The 24,312-nt window shown below is 55.9% G+C and carries 20 protein-coding genes; 1 reads left to right on the top strand and 19 read right to left on the bottom strand.

Annotated features, from left to right (window positions below):
• Positions 1–113: 113 nt before the first annotated feature.
• The 19 genes from P4G45_RS11145 to P4G45_RS11055 form a co-directional block, all read right to left on the bottom strand.
• Positions 114–1,385, bottom strand: a complete 1,272-nt coding sequence (locus P4G45_RS11145; protein WP_348266554.1) for a glycosyltransferase family 1 protein — start codon at positions 1,383–1,385, stop codon at positions 114–116.
• 74 nt (positions 1,386–1,459) lie between these two features.
• Complete coding sequence (locus tag P4G45_RS11140; RefSeq protein ID WP_348266553.1) at positions 1,460–2,521, bottom strand: glycosyltransferase; 1,062 nt, start codon at positions 2,519–2,521, stop codon at positions 1,460–1,462.
• 28 nt (positions 2,522–2,549) lie between these two features.
• Complete coding sequence (locus tag P4G45_RS11135; RefSeq protein WP_348266552.1) at positions 2,550–3,668, bottom strand: glycosyltransferase family A protein; 1,119 nt, start codon at positions 3,666–3,668, stop codon at positions 2,550–2,552.
• A gap of 55 nt (positions 3,669–3,723) precedes the next feature.
• Positions 3,724–4,533, bottom strand: a complete 810-nt coding sequence (locus P4G45_RS11130) for a polysaccharide deacetylase family protein (RefSeq protein ID WP_348266551.1) — start codon at positions 4,531–4,533, stop codon at positions 3,724–3,726.
• A 181-nt stretch (positions 4,534–4,714) separates the two neighbouring features.
• Positions 4,715–6,106, bottom strand: coding sequence for a hypothetical protein (locus tag P4G45_RS11125; RefSeq protein WP_348266550.1), 1,392 nt, complete (start codon positions 6,104–6,106; stop codon positions 4,715–4,717).
• A gap of 113 nt (positions 6,107–6,219) precedes the next feature.
• A complete protein-coding gene (locus P4G45_RS11120; protein ID WP_348266549.1) occupies positions 6,220–8,208 on the bottom strand; it encodes a hypothetical protein in 1,989 nt (662 codons plus the stop codon).
• A gap of 49 nt (positions 8,209–8,257) precedes the next feature.
• Entirely contained in the window at positions 8,258–9,592 is a 1,335-nt protein-coding gene (locus P4G45_RS11115) for a hypothetical protein (RefSeq protein WP_348266548.1), read from the bottom strand.
• Positions 9,593–9,629: 37 nt separating this feature from the next.
• On the bottom strand, positions 9,630–10,673 hold the full coding sequence (locus P4G45_RS11110; RefSeq protein WP_348266547.1) for a GNAT family N-acetyltransferase: 1,044 nt from the start codon (positions 10,671–10,673) through the stop codon (positions 9,630–9,632).
• A 43-nt stretch (positions 10,674–10,716) separates the two neighbouring features.
• Positions 10,717–11,580: a glycosyltransferase family 2 protein gene (locus P4G45_RS11105; protein ID WP_348266546.1), complete on the bottom strand. Its 864-nt coding sequence runs from the start codon at positions 11,578–11,580 to the stop codon at positions 10,717–10,719.
• A gap of 12 nt (positions 11,581–11,592) precedes the next feature.
• Positions 11,593–12,864 (bottom strand): glycosyltransferase family 4 protein, encoded by a 1,272-nt coding sequence (locus tag P4G45_RS11100; RefSeq protein ID WP_348266545.1) that lies wholly within the window; start codon positions 12,862–12,864, stop codon positions 11,593–11,595.
• Complete coding sequence (locus P4G45_RS11095) at positions 12,845–14,269, bottom strand: O-antigen ligase family protein (RefSeq protein WP_348266544.1); 1,425 nt, start codon at positions 14,267–14,269, stop codon at positions 12,845–12,847. Before P4G45_RS11095 ends, P4G45_RS11100 begins: the two co-directional genes overlap by 20 nt.
• 66 nt (positions 14,270–14,335) lie before the next feature.
• On the bottom strand, positions 14,336–15,370 hold the full coding sequence (locus P4G45_RS11090; RefSeq protein WP_348266543.1) for a glycosyltransferase family 2 protein: 1,035 nt from the start codon (positions 15,368–15,370) through the stop codon (positions 14,336–14,338).
• Positions 15,367–16,956, bottom strand: coding sequence for an O-antigen translocase (locus P4G45_RS11085; protein ID WP_348266542.1), 1,590 nt, complete (start codon positions 16,954–16,956; stop codon positions 15,367–15,369). The genes P4G45_RS11090 and P4G45_RS11085 overlap by 4 nt, the downstream gene beginning before the upstream one ends.
• A gap of 110 nt (positions 16,957–17,066) precedes the next feature.
• Positions 17,067–18,218 (bottom strand): sugar transferase, encoded by a 1,152-nt coding sequence (locus tag P4G45_RS11080; RefSeq protein WP_348266541.1) that lies wholly within the window; start codon positions 18,216–18,218, stop codon positions 17,067–17,069.
• A gap of 123 nt (positions 18,219–18,341) precedes the next feature.
• The gene (locus P4G45_RS11075) at positions 18,342–18,920 is read right to left on the bottom strand and encodes a UpxY family transcription antiterminator (protein ID WP_348266540.1); all 579 of its coding nucleotides are present in this window, start codon (positions 18,918–18,920) and stop codon (positions 18,342–18,344) included.
• Between the two features lie 574 nt (positions 18,921–19,494).
• Positions 19,495–20,259, bottom strand: coding sequence for a CpsD/CapB family tyrosine-protein kinase (locus P4G45_RS11070; RefSeq protein WP_348266539.1), 765 nt, complete (start codon positions 20,257–20,259; stop codon positions 19,495–19,497).
• A complete protein-coding gene (locus tag P4G45_RS11065) occupies positions 20,256–21,791 on the bottom strand; it encodes a GNVR domain-containing protein (RefSeq protein ID WP_348266538.1) in 1,536 nt (511 codons plus the stop codon). The genes P4G45_RS11070 and P4G45_RS11065 overlap by 4 nt, the downstream gene beginning before the upstream one ends.
• Positions 21,792–21,838: 47 nt before the next feature.
• Complete coding sequence (locus P4G45_RS11060; RefSeq protein WP_348266537.1) at positions 21,839–23,161, bottom strand: hypothetical protein; 1,323 nt, start codon at positions 23,159–23,161, stop codon at positions 21,839–21,841.
• A gap of 7 nt (positions 23,162–23,168) precedes the next feature.
• Complete coding sequence (locus P4G45_RS11055; protein WP_348266536.1) at positions 23,169–23,822, bottom strand: polysaccharide biosynthesis/export family protein; 654 nt, start codon at positions 23,820–23,822, stop codon at positions 23,169–23,171.
• Positions 23,823–23,859: 37 nt separating this feature from the next.
• Between P4G45_RS11055 and P4G45_RS11050 the strand changes: the two genes are divergently transcribed.
• Positions 23,860–24,027, top strand: a complete 168-nt coding sequence (locus P4G45_RS11050; protein ID WP_348266535.1) for a hypothetical protein — start codon at positions 23,860–23,862, stop codon at positions 24,025–24,027.
• The last annotated feature ends 285 nt before the right edge of the window (positions 24,028–24,312 follow it).

The raw sequence follows: 24,312 nt of genomic DNA, 5'->3' as shown, positions 1-24,312 counted from the left end.
TACGCGCTTCAGGCTGGAAAGTTCCTAAGTCCCCCTCCGTGAGCTCTATGCGTGAGGATGAGAATCCCTTTAGATCCACCGATGCAAGGCCATCTCTTTCGGCGTCAAACGGGTTAGCGGATGCATTTGGCATCGATGCGCATGGCCCGGCGCAGGATTCGATCGATCTCGGCCCCAGCTTCCTCCCAGCTTGTGGCGTGGACGGAGGAGGCTGCGGCAGAGGAGAGGAACTCGAAGTCCTGGTTGGCGAGAACAGCTTCGAGCTGTGCTGAGAGCGCCTGCGGGTAAGGAAGAGCGTAGGCGACGAAGGGATTATCGAGGTCGGTGCGAACCTGCGGGGTATCGTTGACGACGGGAATGCAGCCGGCGGCGAGCATCTCCAGTGCGACCAGGGAGACGTTCGTGAAGGAGAGGCTGAGCCCGGCGTAGCAGCGGTTGTAGAGGAGGTTGAGCTCGGCGGGGCTGAGGCGGCCGTGATCGGTGAAGGAGAAGGGCTGCTTTCCGATCGTATCGCCATAGATGTGAATTTCTACTTCTGGATTGCGGCTGGCGAAGACTTCGAGTGCCATGAGGCCAAGTTCCAGACCGCGGCGCGCGTTGTCACGGCGGGCATAGAAGACGATTCCCGAGCGTGGACTATTCGGGGAGCGGTGGTATTGCGAGATGTCGCAGCCATAGTTGAAGGTGTCGATGGTCATGCCGAATTCGCTGGTGAGTTTCTCGGCGAAGCAGCTGCCGATGCCGATGCCGTGAAATCCCATGCGGTAGGTGTTCTCGGCTAAAGAGCTGGTGCTTCCGACAGGATAGAAGAAGGGTTCGAAGTCCTGGACGAAGTAGAAGCGTTTTCCTCCGCAACGTGAGTTGAAGACCGGATAGGCCGTCGGCCAGCTTGTGGCGAAGACAATGTGAGCATCTTCCATACCCCGGTCGACGCTGGCGACGGGGCCGTGGAAGTGATAGTAGTTGCGGACGATGGACTCGTAATAGAGGTGGTCGCCGCCATATGGGTCGTAGAAGTAGATGCGGTTGCGATAGCCATGTGCTTCCAGATAGCGCACCATGCGGAAGAGGGTGGTATGGCCTCCAGAGCCTAGAGCTGGCGGAGTGATGACCCAGTTGGCGGTAAGCGGCTGCCCGGGGTTAAACGTTGGGATGGAATATTCGAAGGGGTGGGAGAGGTCGACGGCCATGATGTCGGCGCGGCGGACGGGCGAGATCACACGGGCGGGCGTGAGGCGTTGGGCGGCGACTCTTCGGATGCGGTCGGAGACGGCGGTGAGTCCTTCGGTTCGCAGGAGTTGGGGGATCTGGCGGAAGCGCCGGGCGAGCTGAGTTCTGGCTCGACTCATCGATTGGAAGACGGACTGTTCTCTTGCCTGGGCCATTGCTTTCCTTCCATTCATACTTGTGTGCATGACAGGATCTAGTGAAGACTGATTGGCCGCTGCGAGTCACGCTTTTATGTTGCGAAGATTGCGCGTAGGGCGGATTTGAAGGGACGACCCAAAACGATGGGGCGCTTGATTACGGCAACAACGCAGCTAAAAAGACATCGGATGTACTTCGCTTGCGACCAATATACTTTCGCGGCGCAGAGATGGGAGTCTGAGATCACCCAGCGTTCGGCGTGCTCAAACCCTGAAGAGTGCAAGACTCCGAGCATGTTGAGAGCAGAAGCATGATCTCTCAGAAGGAACATGTTGCGTATGGATGAGAGGTAGCTTCTTGCAATCGTCGTTTGCAGGCTCCTGTCGCTTACACCGTTGGCCGATAGAAGAGATGCCGTGATCTCTGACATCCTGTGGAGAGGATCGCAGTCGCCCCTTCGCCGTGCAACTGCAGAGGCTCTCGCAGCAAGTGAGCCGAGGGCCTGGGTGCGGCAGCGGAGAACGGAGACCTGCTGAGCATGAACTCTATAACGAAGCAGCACCTGTGACAGATTGGCCAGTTCACCAATCTCCGCCATTCTTAGCCAAAGGTCGTAATCTTCGGCGTCAGGGACGTTTCTGTAGCCTCCCAGGCAGACGAAGGCTCTCCTCGACATGAGAACGGTGGGATGCCAGAACACGCTGCTGTCCAGGAGTGCTCGCTTGATCGCCGTATCGGCAGCGGGATATCTGGCAGTGTGGAGCTTATTGCCTCGCGCATCGATAAAGTCAACCGCACCCCCTAGGAGGACTACCGTGGGATGGCTTTCGAGGAATTCGACCTGGGATGCGAGACGGTCGGGGAGCGCGATGTCATCGGCATCCATCCGCGCAATGTATTTGCCGCGTGCCAGGGCACAGCCGCGGTTCAGTGCGTGGACTAACCCCGTGTTCTTCTGATGGACAACGTGGATGCGAGCGTCACGGCTTTGAAATCCATCGAGCGTCGAGGCAGAGGCGTCGGTTGATCCGTCGTCCACGATGATGAATTCGAAGTCTTCGAAGCTCTGATGCAGAATGCTCTCCACGGCCTGGGACAAGAAGCTGCCCCCGTTGAAGACACTCATGACAACCGATACCGTCGGGCTATTCATAGGCTTTCGCTCGCGTGCGCAGAATGGATCAGCCATTGATGCTTCCACGAAGGTAGCGTCCAAATGTTCTTGCGTGATTTCCTGGTACTCCCAAAGAAACGAGCAGGTACTTGATATAGGCTTTGACCGCGGGGGGCTCTATCTTTGCACTCGCGAGATACGAGGCTTGAGCTCGCGAACGTTCCCCTCCGGCCCAGAGACTATCCCCTATTCCATCAAAGACTCGCGCCCGGATATAGGCCCGTTCTTTTTCGGAGTGGATATTCTCATGCAAGGAGGCTTCAAATGCCGGGAGGCTCAATGACCAGGCCGACGACTGGTATTTCTTCGACTTACACTGCTGGACGTACTCGTTTGCAATGGCCTGAAGGCAGGCGTCCTCCACTTGCTTGAGGCCTAGTTCGCGGGCGTGGCTGCGAATCTTCAGCGGCACCGCCAGATCGCCTCCAGAACACCTATGTAGATTCTCCTGCTGGGCAAGCGTTGTGGTCATACTGAGAGCGTGTGCACGATAGCAGACCATGGCTTCCGCGAAATAGGCGACGTCATAGGTCAGCGCAAAGGCACACCACAGGTACCAGTCGCCGCTCCACTCCATTCCGAGAGTCAATGGAAATCGCCCAATGTTGTCATAACATTCTCGGCGAACGAGTGCGGACGCCGCGACGATGAAGTTGCTTTTCAACAGCCGATTCAAGAAGCGTCGACCATCGATGATTCGATCCGCTTCATCGTATTTGGAATATGGGAGGACACCCGCTTCCCGTCCGTCGATGACGCTGACACCTGGGCAAAAGGCATAGCCGATCTTGTGATTGGCTTCCATAACCTTGATGTATCGCTCGAGGATGTAAGGACGCCGCAGATAGTCGTCCGCGGAGATCAGCCAGATATATTCGCTACGGCAGAGTTCGATGCCCTTGTTGTAGTTCCGAAGATTGCCGAGGTTCTCCTGGTTCCGTATGTACTTGATGCGCTTGTCGGAGAAGGTGGAGACCACTTGTGCCGTGTCATCGGGAGATTGGTCATCCATCACGAGGATTTCAAAGTTCGTGTAGGTCTGCGAAAGGATGGAGGACAGACACTCGGAGATCAGGTGGCCTAGCTTGTAACAGGGGACGACGAAGCTGACTTTTGGAAAGTTCATATGGTTTTGTCTCATTTCAAAATGCTTAACGACGGATTGTGATGCGGGTAAAACCTTATGCCGAACCAGGGCCGGAGATCGCTCTGTCGTAAACATTTGCCGCTCGCCGCTGAGGAGTCTCCGGTATTTCATGCGTGGATATCGCTTCTTTGATGGAGGCGATGCGGCAACCCTTCTTCATGGCGAGCAGCAAGGTGCCGTCCAGGAGTGCGGGAGTGCAGCCGAAGGGTGAGTGGTTGCGGCGAACATCGTGGGTGTAGAAGATAAGCCATCCATGGCCACTGACGTTGTGGGACAGGAGAGATTCGATGCGATCCATCTGATCGAGATCGCCATAGAGGCTATTGGCACGAAGCAGGTTGAGGTCTGCGATTTGAATATTGATTCCACTGCATGTCCCGCGAGAGCTGGACATCTGCGGTCCGAGTCTTCTTTTGCACCGGAGCGAGACGTGGCCTTGAGGATAGGCAAAGTTGCAGGGATCGTAACCGGTCAGCTCTCGAAGGAATTTACGGCCTTTTAGAACTTCGAGTTCGAAGGTGGACAGAGGGAGGGCCCGGTAGGAGAGATGGCTAAAAGTCTGACAGCCAAGCTCATGGCCATCGGTGAGAAGAGAGTCGATGTCGTCTCGCGTGAGTTGGTCGCCGAGGCCGTTCGTTGTATCGATCAGACGGGGAGCGGCGTAGAAGGTACCGTGCACCCCGAAGCTCTTCAAGATGGTGCCCCCGACGGTGTATGCCGTCCTGGGGAAGTCGTCGAAGCAGAACGAAACCAGAGGTCTCTGATTGCACAGTGAAACGGGACGGCAGAACACCGAGCACAGGACGTGTGATCGCAGAGCACCAAGATGGAAGCTCAGGGACATGCGGGGTTGTCCTAAGGAGAGATGCTGTAGCTATTTTCGATTCGAGATGAGGAGAGGAGATAGGGCCGGCAGAAGTTGGGTAGTGAAATTTTCCTTAGGAGTTGAACTGATTGAAAGAGAGACACTGCATCCTGGCTTTTGCCAAAATAACAACACTTTCCGATACCAACGGGTACTCTGTTTAGCGATAGACACCGTACACGTTGATTGGAGGTGCCGGAGCCTGAGAGAGGGCTTGGAAGACTCCTATGCTCCATGAACCGCCGCCGGCGCCGCGAACATTTCCATCGGGATCGATATCGTAAGGAGCGGGAAGAGTCTCGCCGGAGGCAAGCGTTGCAGCTCCTTGGGCGGTCAGGTGGAAGTCGGCTGCTGCTGGGTTTCCGGGAGATTCATTGACGAACAGTGTGCTGGCCCCGAGGCTTCCGGGGGAGTAATAAAAGGAACCGGAACCACCATCGCTTGCGTCACTGAGGGTATAGGCGTTGTGGCTGGCGTTGGGAGGAGGATCTTCAGCGTTAGGAGAAACGTTCTCAAAGACGTTGTTGGCTACTTCGCTCCCGCTGGCCATGTTGGAGAAGCCAAGAAAGCCTGGCTGGTAGTCACCAAAGGTGTTGTCATTCTCGAAGATATTGTTGTAGATAAAGACCGGCCCGTAAGTATCTCCCGATCCCGTTTTGAAACACATGAGCCAGCCGCCGGAGTGGTAGACCACGTTGCCGTAAAAGGCGAAGTTGACGGCTCCGGGGCCGTACTCGAAGAAGATGCCATCGTTGGGAGACTGGAAAATTTTGTTATAGCGCCAGGTCACGTTCTGGTAGGGCGGATTGGAGTAAAGGATGTCTTCGTGCTGCTGGCCGTCGTTGTGGGTGTCATAGATGAGGCTGTATTGAACGATGCTGTTGTCCCAGCCACAGCCGCGGAAGGCTTCGCCAGTGCGATGGACGCTCATGTGGTCGAAGAGAAGATGAGTTCGATTGGCTCCATTGCAATACGGCATGATGTTGACACCCATCACGCCTCCGTTTGTGCAATTGCCATCCGTGACACAAGGAGGGCCATAGACCTCGATGTAGGTGAAGGTAATGTTGTCGATGGGCTGATTGACGCCGTCGCCTGCGCCGTTGCCTCCGTCGATGCCGTCGCCACTGGACCCGGGGATGAGGACTTGAATTCCATTGGGGACGCGTCCGTTGATGGTGATGTAAGCGGAGGGGCCGGGGATGTCGATGTAGGGGACGACGACCTGACTGTCGAAGGAAGGATCCCAGCCGGGAGCGGCGGCGGGGTTGATATCCGTGGCTTGGACTCGGGCGATGGTGAGGATCTGCCCTGCCGTACAGGACTTGTTTCCTTTGAGGGCGGAGGTGTATGTGCCACCAGCGATCCACACTGTGTCTCCGCAGGACAACGAGGAGAAGTTGATCTGGCTGAGTTCATTCCAGGCGTTCACCCAGTCAGTTCCAAGATTGGTTCCGGTCGCCCCCTTTCGCACGTAGAAGTCGGACGCCAGAGTCTGGGTTGCGATGGACGAGAGGAACAGGATGAGGAAAACGGACAGGAGCTTTCGCATGGCTGATTCCTTGAAGGAAGAGGTACTTCCTTAGGTCGAGTTCCCAAAGCGGTAGAGCTTATCCAGGAGAAATGCCAGATTCTCAACTGTACGTACAGTATGACTGACGTTCTCTATCGGTGTAAACGTTTTGGAGGCAACTGTAAAGCGAATTGATGGCCGGAGGCGTCATGGCATCGGCACGGAAGCGTTGATCCTGCGTGTGACTTCCTGCGCACGAGGTATATATATGCTCCGAGGAGAAGGATGGCGATAAAGAGCAAAAGTGCGAACGCGACGTTCCAGTCGCTGCCGTGTTCGCTGTAGGAACGGATGAACCATCGGCCAGATCCTGTATTGGAGACCACGTTATCGCGAAAATCAGAGAGCAGGCGAATGGCATTCGTCTCCAGGGAACTTCGGGAGATGTCGATGGCAGCGATGTTGTTGGAGTTCTGATATCTGATCTCGACGAGCCGGGCCGCCCCTGCGGCGATCGGCAACTGTAGAGTCAGTTGCGTTCCCGTTTTGAGGAAGGGAAAGGGTTTGCCGTCCACCGTGACGGTGAGAGGGCCGGAGGAGTCTTCCCGCTTCTCGATGAAGAACGTGGCATTGCGGGTCTGATCGTTTCGGAGGCGAATGGAACCGGAGAGGGCGCGGATGTCAATGTTGCCGTCGTCGCGGAGTCTTTCGAGGTAGAGATGCTGGACGATGTCACCGAGGCTGCGCCATTGGGTGGACGGTTGAAGCTGGTTAACGAAGTCGGCGGTGCGATTGAAGGCTCCAATGCCGGAGGCGAAGAAGCTCTCGTGGGCATAGAACAGCATGGGATTACCGAGAAAGGCATCGATGGCGAGCTGGGATGGAGATATGTCGGTCTCAGCGGAATACCGGCGAAGGCTGGGAAAAGATGAGAACTGGAGAGTAGCGGTGCGGAGTGCAAAGTCGAGACCTGGAGGCGTGGAGGCGTCGGATGGGACATTAAGGGAGTTGACGGTGGCGAGATAGTTGTCGCGTTGGAGGACGGAAAAGGTTGCGGCAGGAGAGACTGAGTGCGGGAAGATCATCACGGGATCATAGGAAACTTTTGTGAGCTGCTTGAATTTCTCCATGCGGGCGAGGGCTTGGTCGATATCCCGAATCTGCTTCTCGAAAGGATGGGTGCTGAAGGGGCCGAACTCCTGGTGGACGTGGTTGTTGCCGTGGATGCAGATGGAGAGCCGGTCGGGATGTTTCCGAAAAAGGGCTGCGACGTCAGGCTGGCTACGGTCGAAGTTCCAGGGGATAAATGCGATCGTGACATGGAAGCCGTGCTGCTGTGCCTGCTCGAGGAGTGCGGGGAAGCTTACATAGCCGTAGGGTTCGCGCAGCCAGGCGTCGTCAAAGGTGAAGTTGGCATAGGCCCCGGGACTATGCCATGCGCGTTCGCCGGCGGCGTAGTGAAGAAAGATCAACGGAGAGGCCAAGGCCGCGAAGACTTTCTGCTGGCGGTAAGGATCGGGTGTAACGGGGATGTCGATGTTGGGTTGTTCGGTTGCGAAGAATACGTTATGAGAGGCGGCTCTAGCGAGGACGGGTAGCCCAGAGTCTGCAAAGCTCGCCTGAATAATAGTTTGAGCGTTACCGGAGAGATCGAGGTAGAAAACCTGCTGCCGTTCCAAGGGAAGAAGTGCGCCGCTTAGCTGTTGGGTGACATTGCCAACTGCAATTTTGTAATGGCCCGGGGCATGCGCTAGAGGTGACCTGAGACAGGCTGAGATGGATCCGGAGGACCAATACTTCAGAAGCGCGGGGGCGGTGCCGTCGTTGATCCCTGCTATGAGCAGGGGCAGGCCAGGGCGGCGGCGCAGCAGAGCAATGGATTGATAAGAGCTGAGAGCAGGGAGCACCTCGGCTTCGATGACCACCGCGACGAGGCTGGGTTCGTTCAAATAACGCGCTGCGAGTGAGGCAGTGCGTCCATGTTGCCATTTAACGTCATCCACCTGGAGGCCGTAGAATGCGGCCGCAACGGAGACCTGCCCGCGAGTGTCGTTATGCCCTCCGGACTGCCCGATGTAGAGGATGTGCGCGGCGGAGGCATGCAGTGAGAAGAGAATCAGGCATAGGGCAACGCATGCCAATCCACGCGTGAACCTGACTCCACGTTTGGCGACTGAGATCCTCGTGATGTCACGCGAAGACATAAGTAAGTTCATCGTTGCGGAGAGTGGCATACGCGATGCGGGCCCGCTCGGAGCCTTCTCCTTCGATCTTCCAACCCTGTCCGCGGGGTATCAGGGTCATCGCGTTCCTCTGTCTCCACCAGGTATTCACGTCACGGGGCAGTGCGATCCAGAGTCCGGACTCCGCGCGCAAACGCGTGAGCTCCGCCAGGAGTGTGGTGTAGCAGGTCCGGGCGCGAGGGGTGTTGAGATAGTCCGGGTGAACAATGAAGTTGAGCAGTCCATGCTGCTGGAGGACAAGGGCGATCTGTTGAAGCCACAAATCCTGCGAGTAATTCTGGAGGATATGGAAGAGAGAGTAATCCTGCGTTGCTGTGACTGGAAGCTCGAGGATTTTGCCGATGAAGTAGGGCATAACCGTGCAGCATCCTCCGGCCTGGGGATCGAGGTGTGCAACATTCGGGACGGACATGTCGTACGAGACGCGAAGATCTTTGAACCACGCCTGATTGCGGTACAGGATGGCTGAACGAAAGCCCTGTGCTCCGAAGCCGACTGCGAAGTCATTGATCCGCTGAGCAGCTTGTTGAAAGTTCGCATGATCCTCGAAGAGGCGACCATCGTGTTTGAGATCGTGGACGTTAACTTCGAAGCCTTCCGCTTTGATAGCAGACAGGGTCTCCGGCGTGACGGTGTACCGGGCAGCGGGGATGAGCTGAAACGAAGCTGGAATCCCAAAGGAAGCATTTATGGCCATTAGCTGTGGAGTGAATGCCAACCCGTCCGAGGTTTCGACATCGTGCGTCATGATGGCACAGCTGGAATGGTCTTCCGGCCAGAACCAAATGAACGGGATCCGTTGGTCCGGCGCGGCCTTGAGCGCAAGTACCATGAGTTCGTCGAACATCCGATCAACAGATCGATCGACGGGCCATTGCGGAAATGGCTTCTGGTCCCAACCTTTCAAAGATGCTCGCTGCAAGTGGCAGCGAAGATAAGTAGGGAGGAGCGGCCTCAGCGCGTAATAAATCTTTCGCGTTAAGCGCTTCCAGGATGGTGGTCGTGTGGCGCTCGTATAAAGCTCGCAACGGAGATTGGTGGCCACTTCTGTTGGGTCAAAGGGAAGAACGCAGGTATCGCCTTCTATTCGGACGTGGGCGGCTGCGTCAGGCAGATCGCCGGTCGGTGTCTCACATCGAGGGAGAACAGACCTGCCGTAGCATGTGAGACCTGAGCCGAAGGTGAAATAGCCCGGGAGCTCGCCGTTGAACTCGTCGCCAGCGAGTGCGAAGTTCGCGAAGGAATCGGGACAACGGAAGTATTCGAGGAAAACCTGATTCATAAATTCACGTTGAGTTTGGCGTAGACGGAACGGAGCTTTAGGCCATGTGCCGATAGAGTAGCTGGCCGACTCCTGCGAACAGTGGGTCGGGAAGATGAGAGACAGCGTGCCGTGCCAGTGCTGAGACCATATTGGGGGATTTGATCTCCTGGGTGTGAGGGGCGGGACTGCGGTAGTAAGTAAGCGAGGATGTCTCCGCGCCCAGATGTTCCTTGAAGGCAATCAGTCCTGGATCTTCGTTGCCTGAGCGCCCCAGGTCGAATGTCTCTATACCAGCTTCATGGGCTTGCTGAATCACCTTCCAGAAGAGGAGCGGGACGCCTCCGAGAGGGTTGAAGTGCCCGTCAGAGCAGCCGTATTTGTAGACCAGAGTAGCTTTGTGCGTGAGGGTCAACATGCTGGCGATGGGGACGGAATCCTTGGACAGGAGATGAACAGTGACTGCCGGACCGAGCGATCTGACAATGTTGTTAAACCAGGAAGCCGGTTGGGGTGGCAGCTTGTGGCGTCGTCGCGTAAGCAGAAGCAGGTACCCGAATTTGCGCAGCAGATCGTCCGAGGTGCCGGCTTCGTAGACGAGACCTTCGCGCTCCGCTCGCTTGATCTTTCGACGAATGCAGCTGGAATGGAAACGTTGATAGATGGCCGCGAGATTGGGACGAAGATCGATTGTCTGAAAGCTGAAGCGTTCGCTGTCGGCGTAGCAGTGTTGCGCGGGGGAAAGGGGATTGTTCTTCGCGGGCCTGAGTTCGATGTATTTCCAACCGTGCGTGATCCGGCTCTGCTGTAAGTACTCCAGAATCTCCGAGAGATCACGGCCTACGGCGAGCGGCTGGCAATGATCGGAGAAGGGAAGCGAGATCAGGCGGCGGCCGGTGAGCCAGCTGCGTACCTCGCAGAAGACGAGAGCGTTTGAAAGGGAATCTCCTTGTGCGGTAGTGAATGCAATGGGGCTATATCGATAGGAGAGATGGAGAGCACGAAGCCAGCCGGCGGTATGGAAGATCGAAGACTCGGGATGTGCGGAGAGAAACGCGGGCCATCGCGGGTCGGTGAGCGGATCCAGCTTATATACGGTCATGCAGAGGTCTCGATATGGTGTGTGTCGCAGGCTTTCTCGATAACTATTTCCACATACTGTCGAGCAGCAGGAGGCGGCGCAGTTGTTGATTGCGTGTGTAGCTGATCAGGCTGCGGTCCTGTACCCGAGGGGTGCGTCTCCAGTAGCAACCGAGAAAGCCGAACATCAGGCCCAGGGAGCCAACCACTCGAGGTCGCTTTACGAAACGCACAGCGCATTTAAAGAACATGAAAAGAGGATGGTAGCCGGCGATGTAATTCGCGCGCCCGTCCTTGACGCAATTTCTCCAGGCGCCATCGGCTGCGCCGGTGAAGCGGTAATGCAGGACGCGCAGGGCGGGAAAGCTGCGCGTAGTCCAACCGAGCATGTTGGCCTTGAGATCGTCCACTGTATCCCAGCCGGGCGCGCGCATGATGCCTCCCAGGTCATTCCAGCATTCGCGCCGGTAGATCTTTGTGGCCCCGCGAACGTGGAAGATGGGACTTTTTTCGAGCGTGATCACTCCATTCAAATTGTGGTAGATGCCGCCTCCCGCAATGCCGAGCCGAGGGTCTTTATCGAATTCAGCAAAGCATTGCGCGAAATAATCCGGCGAGAAGCTGAGGTCTCCATCGAGTTTTACGATGAAGTCCCAGTCGTCACTGGCGATCTGAGAAAATCCGTCATAGAACGCATCGACCTCTCCGCCTGCGGAGTTGCGGTAACCACGATCGTTTCGATGACAGACGGTGATCCAGGGATACTGCTTCGCGGAGCGATCCATGATCTCCCCGGTGTTATCGCGAGAACCATCGTTCACGAGAATCCATTGCATCGGCAGGATGCTCTGACGCGGAACCGAAGCAAGGGTTTGTTCAATGTAGTCTGCTTCATCGCGAGCAGGTGTGATGATGATGTACTTTGTCATAAATCTCCCAGGCTAAGCGTGTAGGACCCGTGCGCCCGCGAGGACATCAACGAGGTCGAGGTATTCCTGTTTGCACGCGTCCCAGGTATTTTCTTTTGCGTACTCGCTGGCATTTTCGGCGAGGCGTGCGCGCAGGGCGGAGTCATTTTTCAATCGAAGCATCTGCCCGGCCAGCGCAAACTCGTCATCATGGTCGTAGTACTGAATGATGGACTGGTCGTAGTAGAAAGCATGAATCTTTGTGCGGCTGGCTATGACGGGAACTCCGAGTGACATGAACTCGAGGATCTTTGTACTGAGAGCTTCATTGCCGAAGGCGGAGGTGGACCGCTTGGGCTCGATGGCCAGATCGGTGGCCGCCATGACCTGGGCTATCTCGCGACTAGGCAGGAAGTCATGGAAGAGGATGCGTTCCTCCATTCCGAGTTGATGCGTCAGGCAGATGAGCGAGGGTTTGGCGGCGCCTTCACCATAGATGTGAAAGTCGGCATCGGGTATGCGGTCGGCGATACTCGCAAAGGCGCGAATCGCGACATCGACGCCCTGGTGCCAGTTGAGCGAGCCGGGATAGGTGAACAGGAATCGTCCCGAGTGTGTGGTGGGGGGGCTGCTGCGCTTACCTGAGAAGATGCTCAGGTCCGGGCGGTTGCGAATGACACTGCATTTGCGAGGCTGCGAGGACCGCCCAGCCAGGCGGTCGCACCAGAGATGGTTGGCGACGATGACGTGTGTGGCAAAGCCTGCCGAACACCTCTCGATGAACGTGAGAACGCGAAAGAGGGCGGTATCGTGAGCAATTTTGAACTTGCTCGCGTAGAACTCGGGAAGCAGATCGTGGATATCGAGGAGAATAGGAACGCGCTGTAGCTTTGCTGCGAGCGCGGAGAAGACCAGGAAGTCCGGCACGTTGTGAACATGTACAAGATCACAGGTGCGGACGCGCTGCCTGCGGTAGAGGAAGAGCGCGGAGCGCAGGAAAAACCGCAGGATACGGGTGATGTATGTCAGGAGCCCGGTTTCGTTAACGGTGCGCTCCTGGATACGGAAGACCTTCACTCCGCGGATGATTTCCACCTCGGGAAAGGTGGGGCCCCGCCGGAGTGCGATGACCTCCACGGTGTCGCCGCGACGGGCGAGGGCTTCGGCATATTGCATTATGCGGGTATCGCTCTCGTAGAAGGCGTAGGCGAGCATGCAGACCGTGAGCGGGTTGCGCGGCGGTATGGGAGCCGCAGGCTGGAGGATCGGTTCTTTGGTCAAGACATCAAGCGGCTGAGAAGTCATACTCTTCCTCCGAGATCGGATTCTGCTGCTCTTCCAGCAGGTCGCCGGATTCGCTATCCTCGGACTCGTTCTCGAGGGCTACCCGTGGGTGGCTGACGACGAGAGAGATGAGGATCCATGCCAAATAGCCTTGTTGTCCCCAGCTGTAGCCGGCAACGCTGAGCAGGAGGAAGTAGAAGCCTGCGAGACAGATGAACAGGACGCCATCGAGGAGATTTTCCGGCTCTGGCAGATGGAGATAGTTTTGGAACGCAATCCAAAGGGCTTTGAAGAGAAGAGCGCCTATGAGAAAGAGTCCCCCGTAGCCGGTTTCATAGAGGAAAGATGCCCAGTTGTTGTCGCATGTAAACCAGCGTTTGGCGCGGCCCAGGAATCTGATTTCAAGGCCAAGCTCCCGAAATGTCCCGAGACCGTAACCCAGCAGAGCGCGTGTTGGATTCTTTGCGACTGCATCGCGGACGGCGTGGTTGAGCGCATCGCGGTAGAGATAGGATGTTCCGACCGGGGTATTGGTGTCGGTGGAGGCAGAATAGAGCCCATCGATGGTGGCCCAGATACCAGGCCTTGCCAGCAGGACGATTAAGGTGGCAAAACCAATGGCGAGAATGTATTTGCGGATACGGTTACGGATAAGAAGAAAAAGCAGTACCGAGCAAAAGCCAGTCGCGATCCAGGGTCCGCGGCTGGAGGTCCTATAGATGGCCCAGAACATGAGTATGAGACCTGTCCACAGCAGGAGTCGTTTGCGCTGCTCCTCCCAGATACTTAGGAGATAGAGGGTAAGGGGGATACTCATGGCGAGCGCATCGCCGAAGAGGATTGGGTGGGGAAAGGTGGAGCGAACCCGCAGTCCGCGACCCCATTCAATATAAATTGGGTCCACTCCTCCGTTGTAGGTGATCCAGAGGTTGGAAGGGAAGATCCGAAGGATACTCCAGTGTGCGGACGATTCCGAGATCGCCAGGATGCAGCACACGCCCATTGCCATGCAGGCAGCAAAGAGGATGTTGTGAATGGTTTTTACCGAGGTAATGATCCTTACCAAGAGGAAATATAGAAGGTAAAACTCCATGACCTGTGAGAGCAACTGCTTGGCGCTGGTGGTAAAGGAAAGAGAATAGATCGTAGAGAGCGCGGCCCAGGAGACGTGCATAATCATCAGGTACTTCAAGGGAAGAGGTTCGCTGCTGGCGGGCTCGCCTCGAATGAGGTAAAGCATGAGGAGAGTCAGGAGCGAGATCCTCATGGTCGTGAGATCGAACAGGCCAGGGATGACGAGCCGGGCTTCGAGCGGCATGAGTACGAGGAAGAAGCAGAAGACCGGAAGCGCATCCTCGAGCCTATGACGGCTGGCATAGACAATGCTTAGGACGATCGTTAGCTGCATGCAGACGATTAGGGTCATGAGGATTCGAGTCTTGCAGGACCCGCGTGCCGGATAGCAGGAGCGGAGACCAGGAGGGAAGCTTCACTACTGAGGAATCACTGGCGCGTCGGTTATATCGCATCGGACCGCGGAGGCCGCAGGTTCGTCCAGGGAGCGCGACAGAGCCGTGGGTCTCAGGCCGACAGACCAGAGGAAAATATTGAACCACTTTCTCAGCGGCTGAACTGCACCGGAGAAACCGCGCCGATTGAATAGGATAGGGAAGACGATGAGAAGGAAGAGGATCCGGAGTGCTGATGCCACGACGAGACTTGCTCGATACGAGGCCGCATAAGCCCTCCCGCGATGCAGCGCAAAGAAGCGCATCAGAGACTCGCGAATCATGAGGCTGCTGAAGTCGCTCTCCTGACGCCTGGCGCTGCTTCCTCCCCCGTGGTGGATGATGGACGCTTCGGGGACATAGTAGATGGCCGAACCGGCCTGCGTGATCTTTACGCAAAGATCCATGTCCTCTGCGTACATGAAGTACTGCGTGCTGAATGCGCCTACGCGGTTGAGCACGCCGCGGCGCGCCAGCATGCAGGCTCCCGAGATGGCTTGCACCTGCACCGGCTGCTTGCTGCTCTCAAAGAGTGCCCTCATCCCCCATAGCTTCCATCTGGGAAAGGCCGTTCTAAGGTGATGAGAGTTCAGAGTCTGGTTCAGTAGTCCCGGAACAGAAGTGACGCAAGTGGTTTGCAGCGATAGGTCAGAGTTCAGGAGGCGTGCACCGACCATTCCCGCGTCCGGCAGGCGTTCCAGTGTGGAGACCAGCACCTGAATAGCGTCGCCGACGATCTCGGTGTCGGGGTTCAGGAAGAGGACGTTCCGGCCGCGACTGCGGGCGAAGGCCAGATTATTTGCTCCGGCGAAGCCCAGGTTGTGCTCGCACTGGATGAAGGTCACCTGGGGAAACTCAGATGCGAGCATGCCAGCGATTCCGTCGAACGAGGCATTGTCGACGACGATGACTTCGTAGATCAGGGTGGTGTTGTTGCCAAAAAGAGTCGCGAGACACTGCCCGACAAAGTCGCGCGATTTCCAGTTGATGATGATGATGGAGAGATCCGGAGAGTTCATGGGAAGGTTTTCCTGAGCGGAGTACCCCGGCTGATGATGAGGCGCCTTAGTTGTTTGGGTATGGAATCCGAAGATACGAGCTTTGCCAGAAGTCGCGTTGAATAGATCGCACTGAGGAGCGTCACGATCGCGCCAAGGCCTTCGGCGAGAGCGAACGGCAAGATGTAGAACCCCGAGAACACGGCCGCTATGACTATAAGAAAGAGTGCGCCGGTGTGCTTGTTTTCGGCCGACCAGAGGAATCCGCTCATTTTTCGCACCACACCGTAGATGAGAAATCCGTGGAAGATGTAGGAGCCGAAGAAGGCGATTCCAACGCCATTCAGGCCGAAGCGGCTGATACATATCCACACCAGTGCAAGGCTGACGATGGTCCAGGCCAGTTCGCAGGCGATGAAAAGGGTCTGCTTCGCCTTCGCGATGATGATGAAACCCATGGGCCAGGTGACGACCTGAACGATGGTGCCAAGACATATCCAACGGAGAACTCCGACCGCGGCTCCGAACCTGGCGCTATAGAAGAGCGCAATGACCAGCGGCGCGAAAGTGAGAGTCGCGAGGACGCCTGGACCTCCGAGCAGCAGACCAACATGGGCCTGTTCGTTGACAAGGCGATTGCAGACAGGATGATCCCTCGCGTAAGCGGTCAATCGTGGATAGAAGTCGGCTCCCATGGCTTGAAGGATGAAGCCGACATAGAGCCCACCCAGAGTCCAGGCTGCCTGATATAGGCCCGTCGCTTCCAACCCGAGTCTGCGAGATACGGTGATACGAATGACGTAGGCTACACCTACGGTCATCAGTCCGCTTGCCATGAAGGCGAAGCCCAGTTTGAGGAGAGAGGTCGCCTCTCTCATAACAACGGAAGGCCGAATGAAGATATTCGGGACATGGACCTTACGACTGTAGCGCCAGGATACAAGGCAAGTAACCGCGGCCACGGCGATGAGCGAGGGCACGACACCACGATCGCGAAAGAAATAGACCAGAGGGATGCTGATGATGGTTCCGAAGAGCGCCCCCAAGACCCCCATCTTTGCAAGGTCAGCGATCCGCCTCATGCCCTGAATCAACGCTCCCTGACCTGCCGAAACGAGGGCGAAGAATACTGCCAGCGAAAGTGCGGAGACCTGAGCGGCATGCTGATTTGTTCCGAAGGTCAGTCTCGAAATTGGACGAGAGAAGACGATGAGGCACGAAGCGCCAAGCAGACCTAACAGAATGGAGATGCGGCGCAGGACGAGGGTGGTCTGGCGCATATGATCCTCGTCGTCCAGGCCAGCTGCCTCAGCGATCTGCCGGACCCCGCTACTATTGATGCCCATTCCAGCCAGCGTCTGCGTCAGCGTTGCGATGGACCCGTATAGACTCAGCATCCCAAAGCCGGCAGGTCCGAGCAACAGTGCCATGATCTTGGTTCGAACAATTCCCACTGCGATATTCAGTACAGAAGAGCCTCCAATGATGGCCGATGACTTCAATATCTGGCCATACGTTCCCTTTGTTGGAGACGGCGGGCTGGATACTGGCGTCGAAACCAGACCGGGAGTATCCGAAAGCTCTTCTTCTGCTGAGATCGGGGGCATAATTCGCACAGGGGCGGTTCGTGTATGGCTAAAACAGGGAATGGTAAAGGTGATGTATGGGTGCGGCTGAAAGAATCCCTGGACAACGGAAGATGGCGCTTTGTCTCGAGTTAGCAGGCCCCGCGACCGGAGAGAATCGCGGCCGGAGTCTGGAGCAGGATCGTGCAGTCGGTCCAGAGTGATTTTGTGTTGGCATAGCGGAGATCCATCCGAACCATCTCGTCGAAGGTGGTACGGGATCTTCCTTTTATCTGCCAGAGGCCGGTCAGTCCGGGCTTCAACTCCATCACCCGACGCTTGTGCCAGATCTGGTATCGCTCGTACTCATACGGAAGTGGAGGGCGCGGGCCTACAAGGGACATATCTCCCATCAAGACGTTAATAAGTTGTGGTAACTCGTCGAGACTCGACTTGCGCAGGAAACGCCCCAATGGCGTTATACGTGGATCATTCGTCAGTTTATAGAGACCTCCATTGGCCTTCAGGTCTTCTTTGCCGGCAATGAGTCTCGTCACGTACTCTCGATGGATCTGTGAATCATTGTTGACGTGCATGGTCCGGAACTTGAAAAAGCGGAAGAGTTTGCCGTGCTGTCCTACGCGTTCCTGGCAAAACAGGATGGAACCTTCAGAGGTGATTTTCACGAGCAAGGTAATCACGAGGATGACCGGCAGAAATGCTATGAGGGCAGTTAGGCTACCGACGATGTCCATGAGCCGTTTCGCGGCCTCAGTTTGCATATTACGAGGGCGGCGTGTGGATAGATCCGGGTAGAAGCTGTTCCCGGCCCGCTTTCCCGATACGATGTCTTCGCTGTGTGGAAACAGGCGATAGGTCATAGTGAGAAGTCGAGGGTTATCACTCTTGATGTTGCTCTCGAGTGCATGGGCTATCTTGCTCATGATGATCTCGACTGTCACGGCGTCACCGTTACCTATCTCAGTCATGAGGATGCCTATTGTCTTGTCTCGTTCGTACCATCCGAGGACATCCGTCTCTCTGATTCGGGTGGCCAGGGTAGCGACGACACCGTTGACGAGAGCGCAGCCAGCCTTACCGCGAAAATGCTCGCTACTGATGAGCACCAACATCAGTTGCTTGCCGGAGCGTTCGGTCCGGCGACGCTCGAAGCGAAGCATCTGGACAAAGGTAGCCTCCTGGATAACTTCGCGGCGTGATGGGATCTTGATCGTTGCCGTTTGGTTTTTGGGAGTGCCAAACTGGCGTATCCATGGCAGGATAACTGGTCGTTGAGAACTCATTGAGACATCCTTGGCGTATCGGAGGAATGGGAAGGAACGGAGACTACTCGAGGGCGGGAGGAAGCAGGATGTTGGCCGGTAGTGGTGAAATGTGGCGCGTTCAGCCGCGAACGTGCCAATGCTTCAGGGAAGGAATCTTTGGTGCGACGGGTTCGAAGGTTGCGTGAACTCGTCCAGCGGCTCCAGTAACTGCATGTCGATCTCGATTGCGACGGACTGATGGATCAGGGTAATGGGAACGATGAGCCTGCGATCTTTCTTGCAGCGTGAGATCTGGCCTATCAGGCCTTCGAGAATCCCTGACCTGACGCGAACCCTATCGCCTACCTCCAGCGTGGGGCAGCGCTGGATTCCGACACCCTTATCAAGACAAAGCTTGAGTGCTTCGATTTCGGATTCTGCAATCGGCACAGGCCTGCCATTGAAGGACAGGATTCGAACTACTCCGGACGTGCTCAATACCCTGCTTCGCTGGGCGAGACTGATCTGCGCAAATGTATAGCTTGGGAATGCCGGAGTACGGAGGCGGACCCGGCGGTCCTTCCAGTCGCTTTCAGTCAGAAGTGTAGGAAGGTAAGCGACGAGGGATTGAGACTGGAGATGCTCGGTAACTGCCTTTTCGTGGCGCGGGTAGGTATAGACGGCGTACCACTGTAGATGATCTTGCGAACCCAGCTTCTGGTCGTCCGTAGCATGGGGCATTAAGCTATTAGCACAGCCCATGACAACTCCTGATTCTCTTGTGCGAGAACGCAAAGCTTCGCTCTGGTGACTTACAGTAAGTCACTGTGGAAAAATCTAAGTGGTGAGACAGGTATTGAGTGTGACTCAAACATATAAGCAATTAGTCTGCCAAGACTACGACCTATTCCGTGCTTCCAGTTAGTCAAAGAGTTTAATTTTCTGTAAGAGGAGAGCCCGTTCCTAGACGTGAGCTGTCACTCAGAAAATTCTTGAAAATTCGTGTTGTTCAAGAAGAAATTTGGAAATCCTGACTTCTTCAGGAGGATGAATTGGGTTTTATTCGATTGATGGCATCGGAAAATATGTTTTGGAGATTCGCTCTCCCAAGTCGGATGGCTTAAGAAAGAGCTATAAGCAACTGTCGGAGGGTTCAACATATGCAGCGGGCTGCACAACTCTCGCCAACAGCCTTCACACACGAGATGAGATTTCACTAAAAGTAAGCGTCGCTTTGGAGTTGGGTTCGATACAGAGCACAGATTGAAGGACGCGGTGCTTAGCGCATCGACATTGAGCAGGAGGATAAGAAGCGTTAGTCACGACGATTTCCGTAGCCTCCGTAATAGGCGCTTCCAGGAATCGGAGAGTCGTTCAGGATGACACCGCAGAGTTTGGATCCGAGTATCTCAAGGGAGCGCGGGAGCATCTTCCGGGCTGTCTTTCCGGCGCGAATCACAAGAATCGCGCCGTCGACGTGAGCCAACACTTCGCCAACGTCCGCCATAGGAATGACAGGTGCAAAATCGAGGATGACCCAGTAATATGTGGAACGAAGTTCGGCGAGAGCAGGGACGATTACAGAGGGAGATAAGAGCTTTCCCGCTGAGTCCTGGCGGTTGCGGACTGGGAGGACATGCATCCGCGTATCGGCGATCTGGTACACCGCCTCGTGCAGCTTCCGGCGTCCATTGAGTACATCTTCGACACCATCTCCGTCGATCGGGCAGCCCAGGGCTTGAGACACGCCGGGAGCCCTGAAGTCCAGATCGACCAGGCAGGTACGCTGGCCAGCATCCGCGAGAGCCCAGGAAAGATTGACTGAGGTCAGCGTCTTTCCCTCTCCTGGCCCGGGGCTGGTGATGAGGAGCACCCCGCCCTGCGGACGAAGATTGATGAGTCGCTGGCGCAGTATTTTGTACTGCTCCGCGGCAAGCCCGAGGGGATCGGTCAGAAAGACCAGGCGAGATCTCTGGTCGGGCTCAAGTGTCAGTACACGGCTCTCCAATGGGGCTGCAACAGGGGTGCTTGCTGGTGCCGCGACCGGCTCTTTCGCATAGGGAAGTAGTGTGGAACTCATAGGATAGGCCTGATCTTGAACAGAAAGACAACGAGGGCCGAGCATGCGACGAATGAGACTATAAGGGTTTGGGTCATGAGCAGTTTGCCGCGAATTAGATCGGCCTTGCTCTTTATTGGAGGGAGGGTCCCGAGGACAGCCACTCCCGGTGGCAACATCCCACGCATCTCCGGCTCCGAGTTGATGGAACCTCGAAGAATTTGGAACGAGAAGGCCAAACCTGTGGGAAGAATAAAGCAGACCAAAAGGACCCCGGCCATGATGGGCAGACGTTTCGGGCGGACAGGCTTTTCCGGCGTCTTTGCCGGGTCCAGAACTGTGAATCGCTCAGCCTGCTGCTTTCGTTCCAACTCCTCTGACATTCCTGCGGAAAAGGTCTTATCGAGAAGGGACTGGTAGTTCTGCCGCGAAGCCTCATAGTTGCGGGTCAGTTCGGCCAGCTGGGTCTCAAGAACTGGGACGGAGTCGACCTTGGATTGATATACCTGAATCTGTCGCTCAAGGTCGGCGAGTTGCTGCTTGTGCCTCTGCATATCCTTATCAATCAAAGAGAGCCGCACCTGCGTATTCTCATCGTAGTTGTCGGCGGAGCCTTGCGAGGGGCCAGGCATCGTTGCAAGTTTTGCATTGATGGCCTTCAGTTCCTGATTGACGGCGATAACGTCAGGATACGTATCAGTGAACTGCCTTTTGAGAGTCCATCGCTCATTTTCAAGGCGGAGCTTTTCCTGGAGAGCGCGCTGACGATCCGAAGAGGGAATCGCCTGCGGATCTGCGGAACCCGCATGGGTGAGCAGGATTCTTTCCTGATCGAGACGGCTGATTGCATCCATGTTCGATTGGGTGCTAGCCTGCAGCCGTGAGAGCGCCTGAAGGTTGCCGTTGAGCTCGTCGGGTGTTGCTCCGGAGTGCTTCATCCTGAAGGATTCAAGTTGGCTCTCTTGGGCTTCAAGACCTTCCTTAGCTTTTTGCAATTCACTCGAGAGAAACTGCGTGGTTCCAAGTGCCTGTTGCTGCCGCGCCTTTAGACTCCAGTCAATGAAGCTGGAGGCGAGCTGATTGGTGACCAGTGCAACCATCGTGCGATCCTGGTCTTCGTAGGCAATACTGAAACTGCCGAGACCCTGCTCAGGTTCGGGACTTTGCTTTATTTCAATTTTGGTCTTGTCCCGCATGTAGTCCAGTATTTCTTCTTGGGATTTCGTCCTTCGCAGTTCAGGGTAGAGATTGTCCTTGTCGATGATCTCCTGTAGATGCGAGGCGCTTAGCACCTGTTGGGTGAGTGTATTCATCCGTTCATTCGGATCTGTCGTTACGGTGGATGTGACGTATTTCTCAGGGATTTTCTGCGGGTCGACGAGGATGGTTGTGGTCGCACGATAAACGTTCGGCAGCAAAGATACTCCCACGATGCCGCAAATGGAAAGCAGGAGCGAGGACAAGAAGACTGAATGGGCGTGTTGCTTCAGTACCACGGTCAGATAGCTTATCGATACGGACGAGTTCTTTTGATGAGTCTGTGCTTTGTTCATCCGTGCGCTCCAGTCATGTTGTCCTGATCTCCGGTATTCGCGTGTCGTTACCTAACGAAGGAGAGGGCGCGACTGGGCGTCCAATCCAGTGAGAACATAAAGAGGTTGCGGTCGATATATGATCCTCCCGAACCGCCGATGTACCCTCGATACGTATATGAGCTGCGCAATCTGTTGCTCATTGCGTAGGTGTAGACGCAATCGTAATAGCTTGCCTTGTAGGAGTTGACCGTCTTCGCGGCATCGCTGCGAACATATCCCACGTCGAAGCTTATTGCGCCCGCATGCGTGACTTGGCGTTGATAGCCGGCGGATACGCTCTCCTGCCACAGTCCAGGTCCGAGAAAAGACGTAGCTGGTTGCCGCCCCGACAGCAGGTACATCTGAGACTTTCCAGATAGGCTTGTACTCATGGACAAGCTGTAAGAAAAACCCTGCTGGATGCCGCACTCCGGCGTGTCGAGCTGAGGCCCACCGCCCAGCGTGATCAAGGTGTTTTCTCGGGGCGTCCATCGGAATTCGAGGCCACCGCCATAGCTCTCGCAATGAAGCGATCCGTAGTAGTGCGAGTCCTGCACATAGACGGAGGCTTTCCGGGTAAGGGAGAGATCCCGATCGAAGCTGAAATGGGCAGTAGCGATACTATTGCTTCCTAGATAGCCGGTATAGCGGCTCACGTCGTTTGCAACGCTAAGCTGCAAGCTGTTCCGGGCGGACATCCTGAAGGTTGAGCCGAAGCTCGCGCTAACATAGGTCACATTGCCGCCATTTGTGAGATAGGAAGCCGAGTCGGGACCTGTCCCCGGAACTTGTCCTACAGGGACAGTCTGCTGGGCGCCCATAAATCGAATCGAGTCCTGCCCAAAGCTGCCCATGGATTCAAAATCCAGATTCCAGCGCTCAGTCGGATTCTCAATAATGTGAACTGAGGCTACATTCAGGGTCTGCTCGGCGTAGTTCGAGTTATGTCCCGTAGCCGTGAACTGGTATTGAAGAAGGTATTGGCTCCTCGGTCTAGTTGCCTGGATGGCGAAATAGGGACTGACTGTATAGAACTGCGAGGCGACCCCATTTCGTAGAATATTGGGATTGCTGTCCCATCCACCAGAGACAGTCGCTCCAAATAGCAGGTGGCTGGGAACGTTGCTGCCGAGCGATATTAGACCTGTTCCATCCAGCGCGGCTGCAAGACGGGTCTGTTGGTTCTCAACCACGCTCGAACTCGTATCGTCAGCAGCGGCGGACGAGCCGGACGACTGCTGTGCTCCAATATCCCATGAATTGTCGCTCGTCGTCTGAGCCGGCAAAGACACGGCCAGGATGCTGGTGGACAGCACCGCAACGAGACGAAGGCATCGCAGCTTGTTCATGGCCTTCCTACGGGATGACGACGGTATCGCCAGGTTGAAGGTTAATGTTTTGCTTCATGTCCCCACTGAGAGCGCTGGTGTAGTTGAACCGGAGCCTTTGAATTTTCGAGTTTACTGTTCTAAGGATCAGGATGCTCTTACGATTCGCGAACGTGGTCAGTCCTCCCGCTTGCGCGATCAACTGCAGGACCGTGATCGGGGCGATCAGGGAGTATGCTCCAGGTTTGCCTACCTGTCCCGTCACGAAGACCAGCCGACTACGGATCTCTACGACGCTGACAGTGACTTGAGCGCTCACGACGTAGGCGCTCAACTTTGAGCTGAGATTCTGCGCGAGCTGATTAGTGGTCAGGCCGGCGACATGTACGTCGCCAAGGAGAGGCAGCGACACAAATCCATCGGGGCCTACGGTGACGGTCTGCGAGAGATCGGGACTCTTCCACACGCTGACGTGAATTATGTCTGCTGCGCCGAGTGCGTATTGAGAGGAGCCTGCTGTGATGGGAAGAGGCGTTACCCCGACGGGTCCCGAGGGAACGCTCACTTCGGCTCGTGAGGAGACAGGCTGGGCGCGGGCGACAATTTGAGCGCTACTTCCCGGCACGCAGAGTACGAACCCGGCAAGAATGGTGAAGGGACGAATTGACGATTTAGAAAACATAGAGCACCGGCCTGAACTTCACTAAAGAAGCAAGTTCATGGCCAAACATACGATCAATATGCTTGACGGCAAGTACCTTTCGCGAGAGTCATCGGGCAAGGCGATTGTTTGCTATGCCGTCAGTGCACTCGGGCCGGCTGTCAGCGCCGCGGCCAGCCGACAGCACAGCCATAAGCGTGCAATGTATGCAAGAGTTCGGGAATAGTTGCAGCGGCTTGCAAACAGACAGTTGCTGTAACTCGAAGTTCACGTGCAGACGCGCGCCTTCACGTTTTTCCTCAGTGGCATGCGCGCGCCTGTACGGAGCGCTGATATTTTCGATTTGGCCGGGGGGCACGAGAGAACGTCCTTCCCATGCAGGAAGGCTCCCCGGAAAATTTGGTCATCAACGTGCTATCAGCAGTTTCGCTGAGAACACATCACTGCGGATGAAGCCACACACCTGAACAGGTGCGATGCGTGCAGTCGTGAGTTCCCGTATGACAAGGAG

This window comes from Edaphobacter paludis, from assembly GCF_039993895.1.
Lineage (GTDB): Bacteria > Acidobacteriota > Terriglobia > Terriglobales > Acidobacteriaceae > Edaphobacter > Edaphobacter paludis.
Note: the sequence above shows the minus strand (reverse complement) of the source record. Positions and strands in the feature narration are given on the sequence as shown.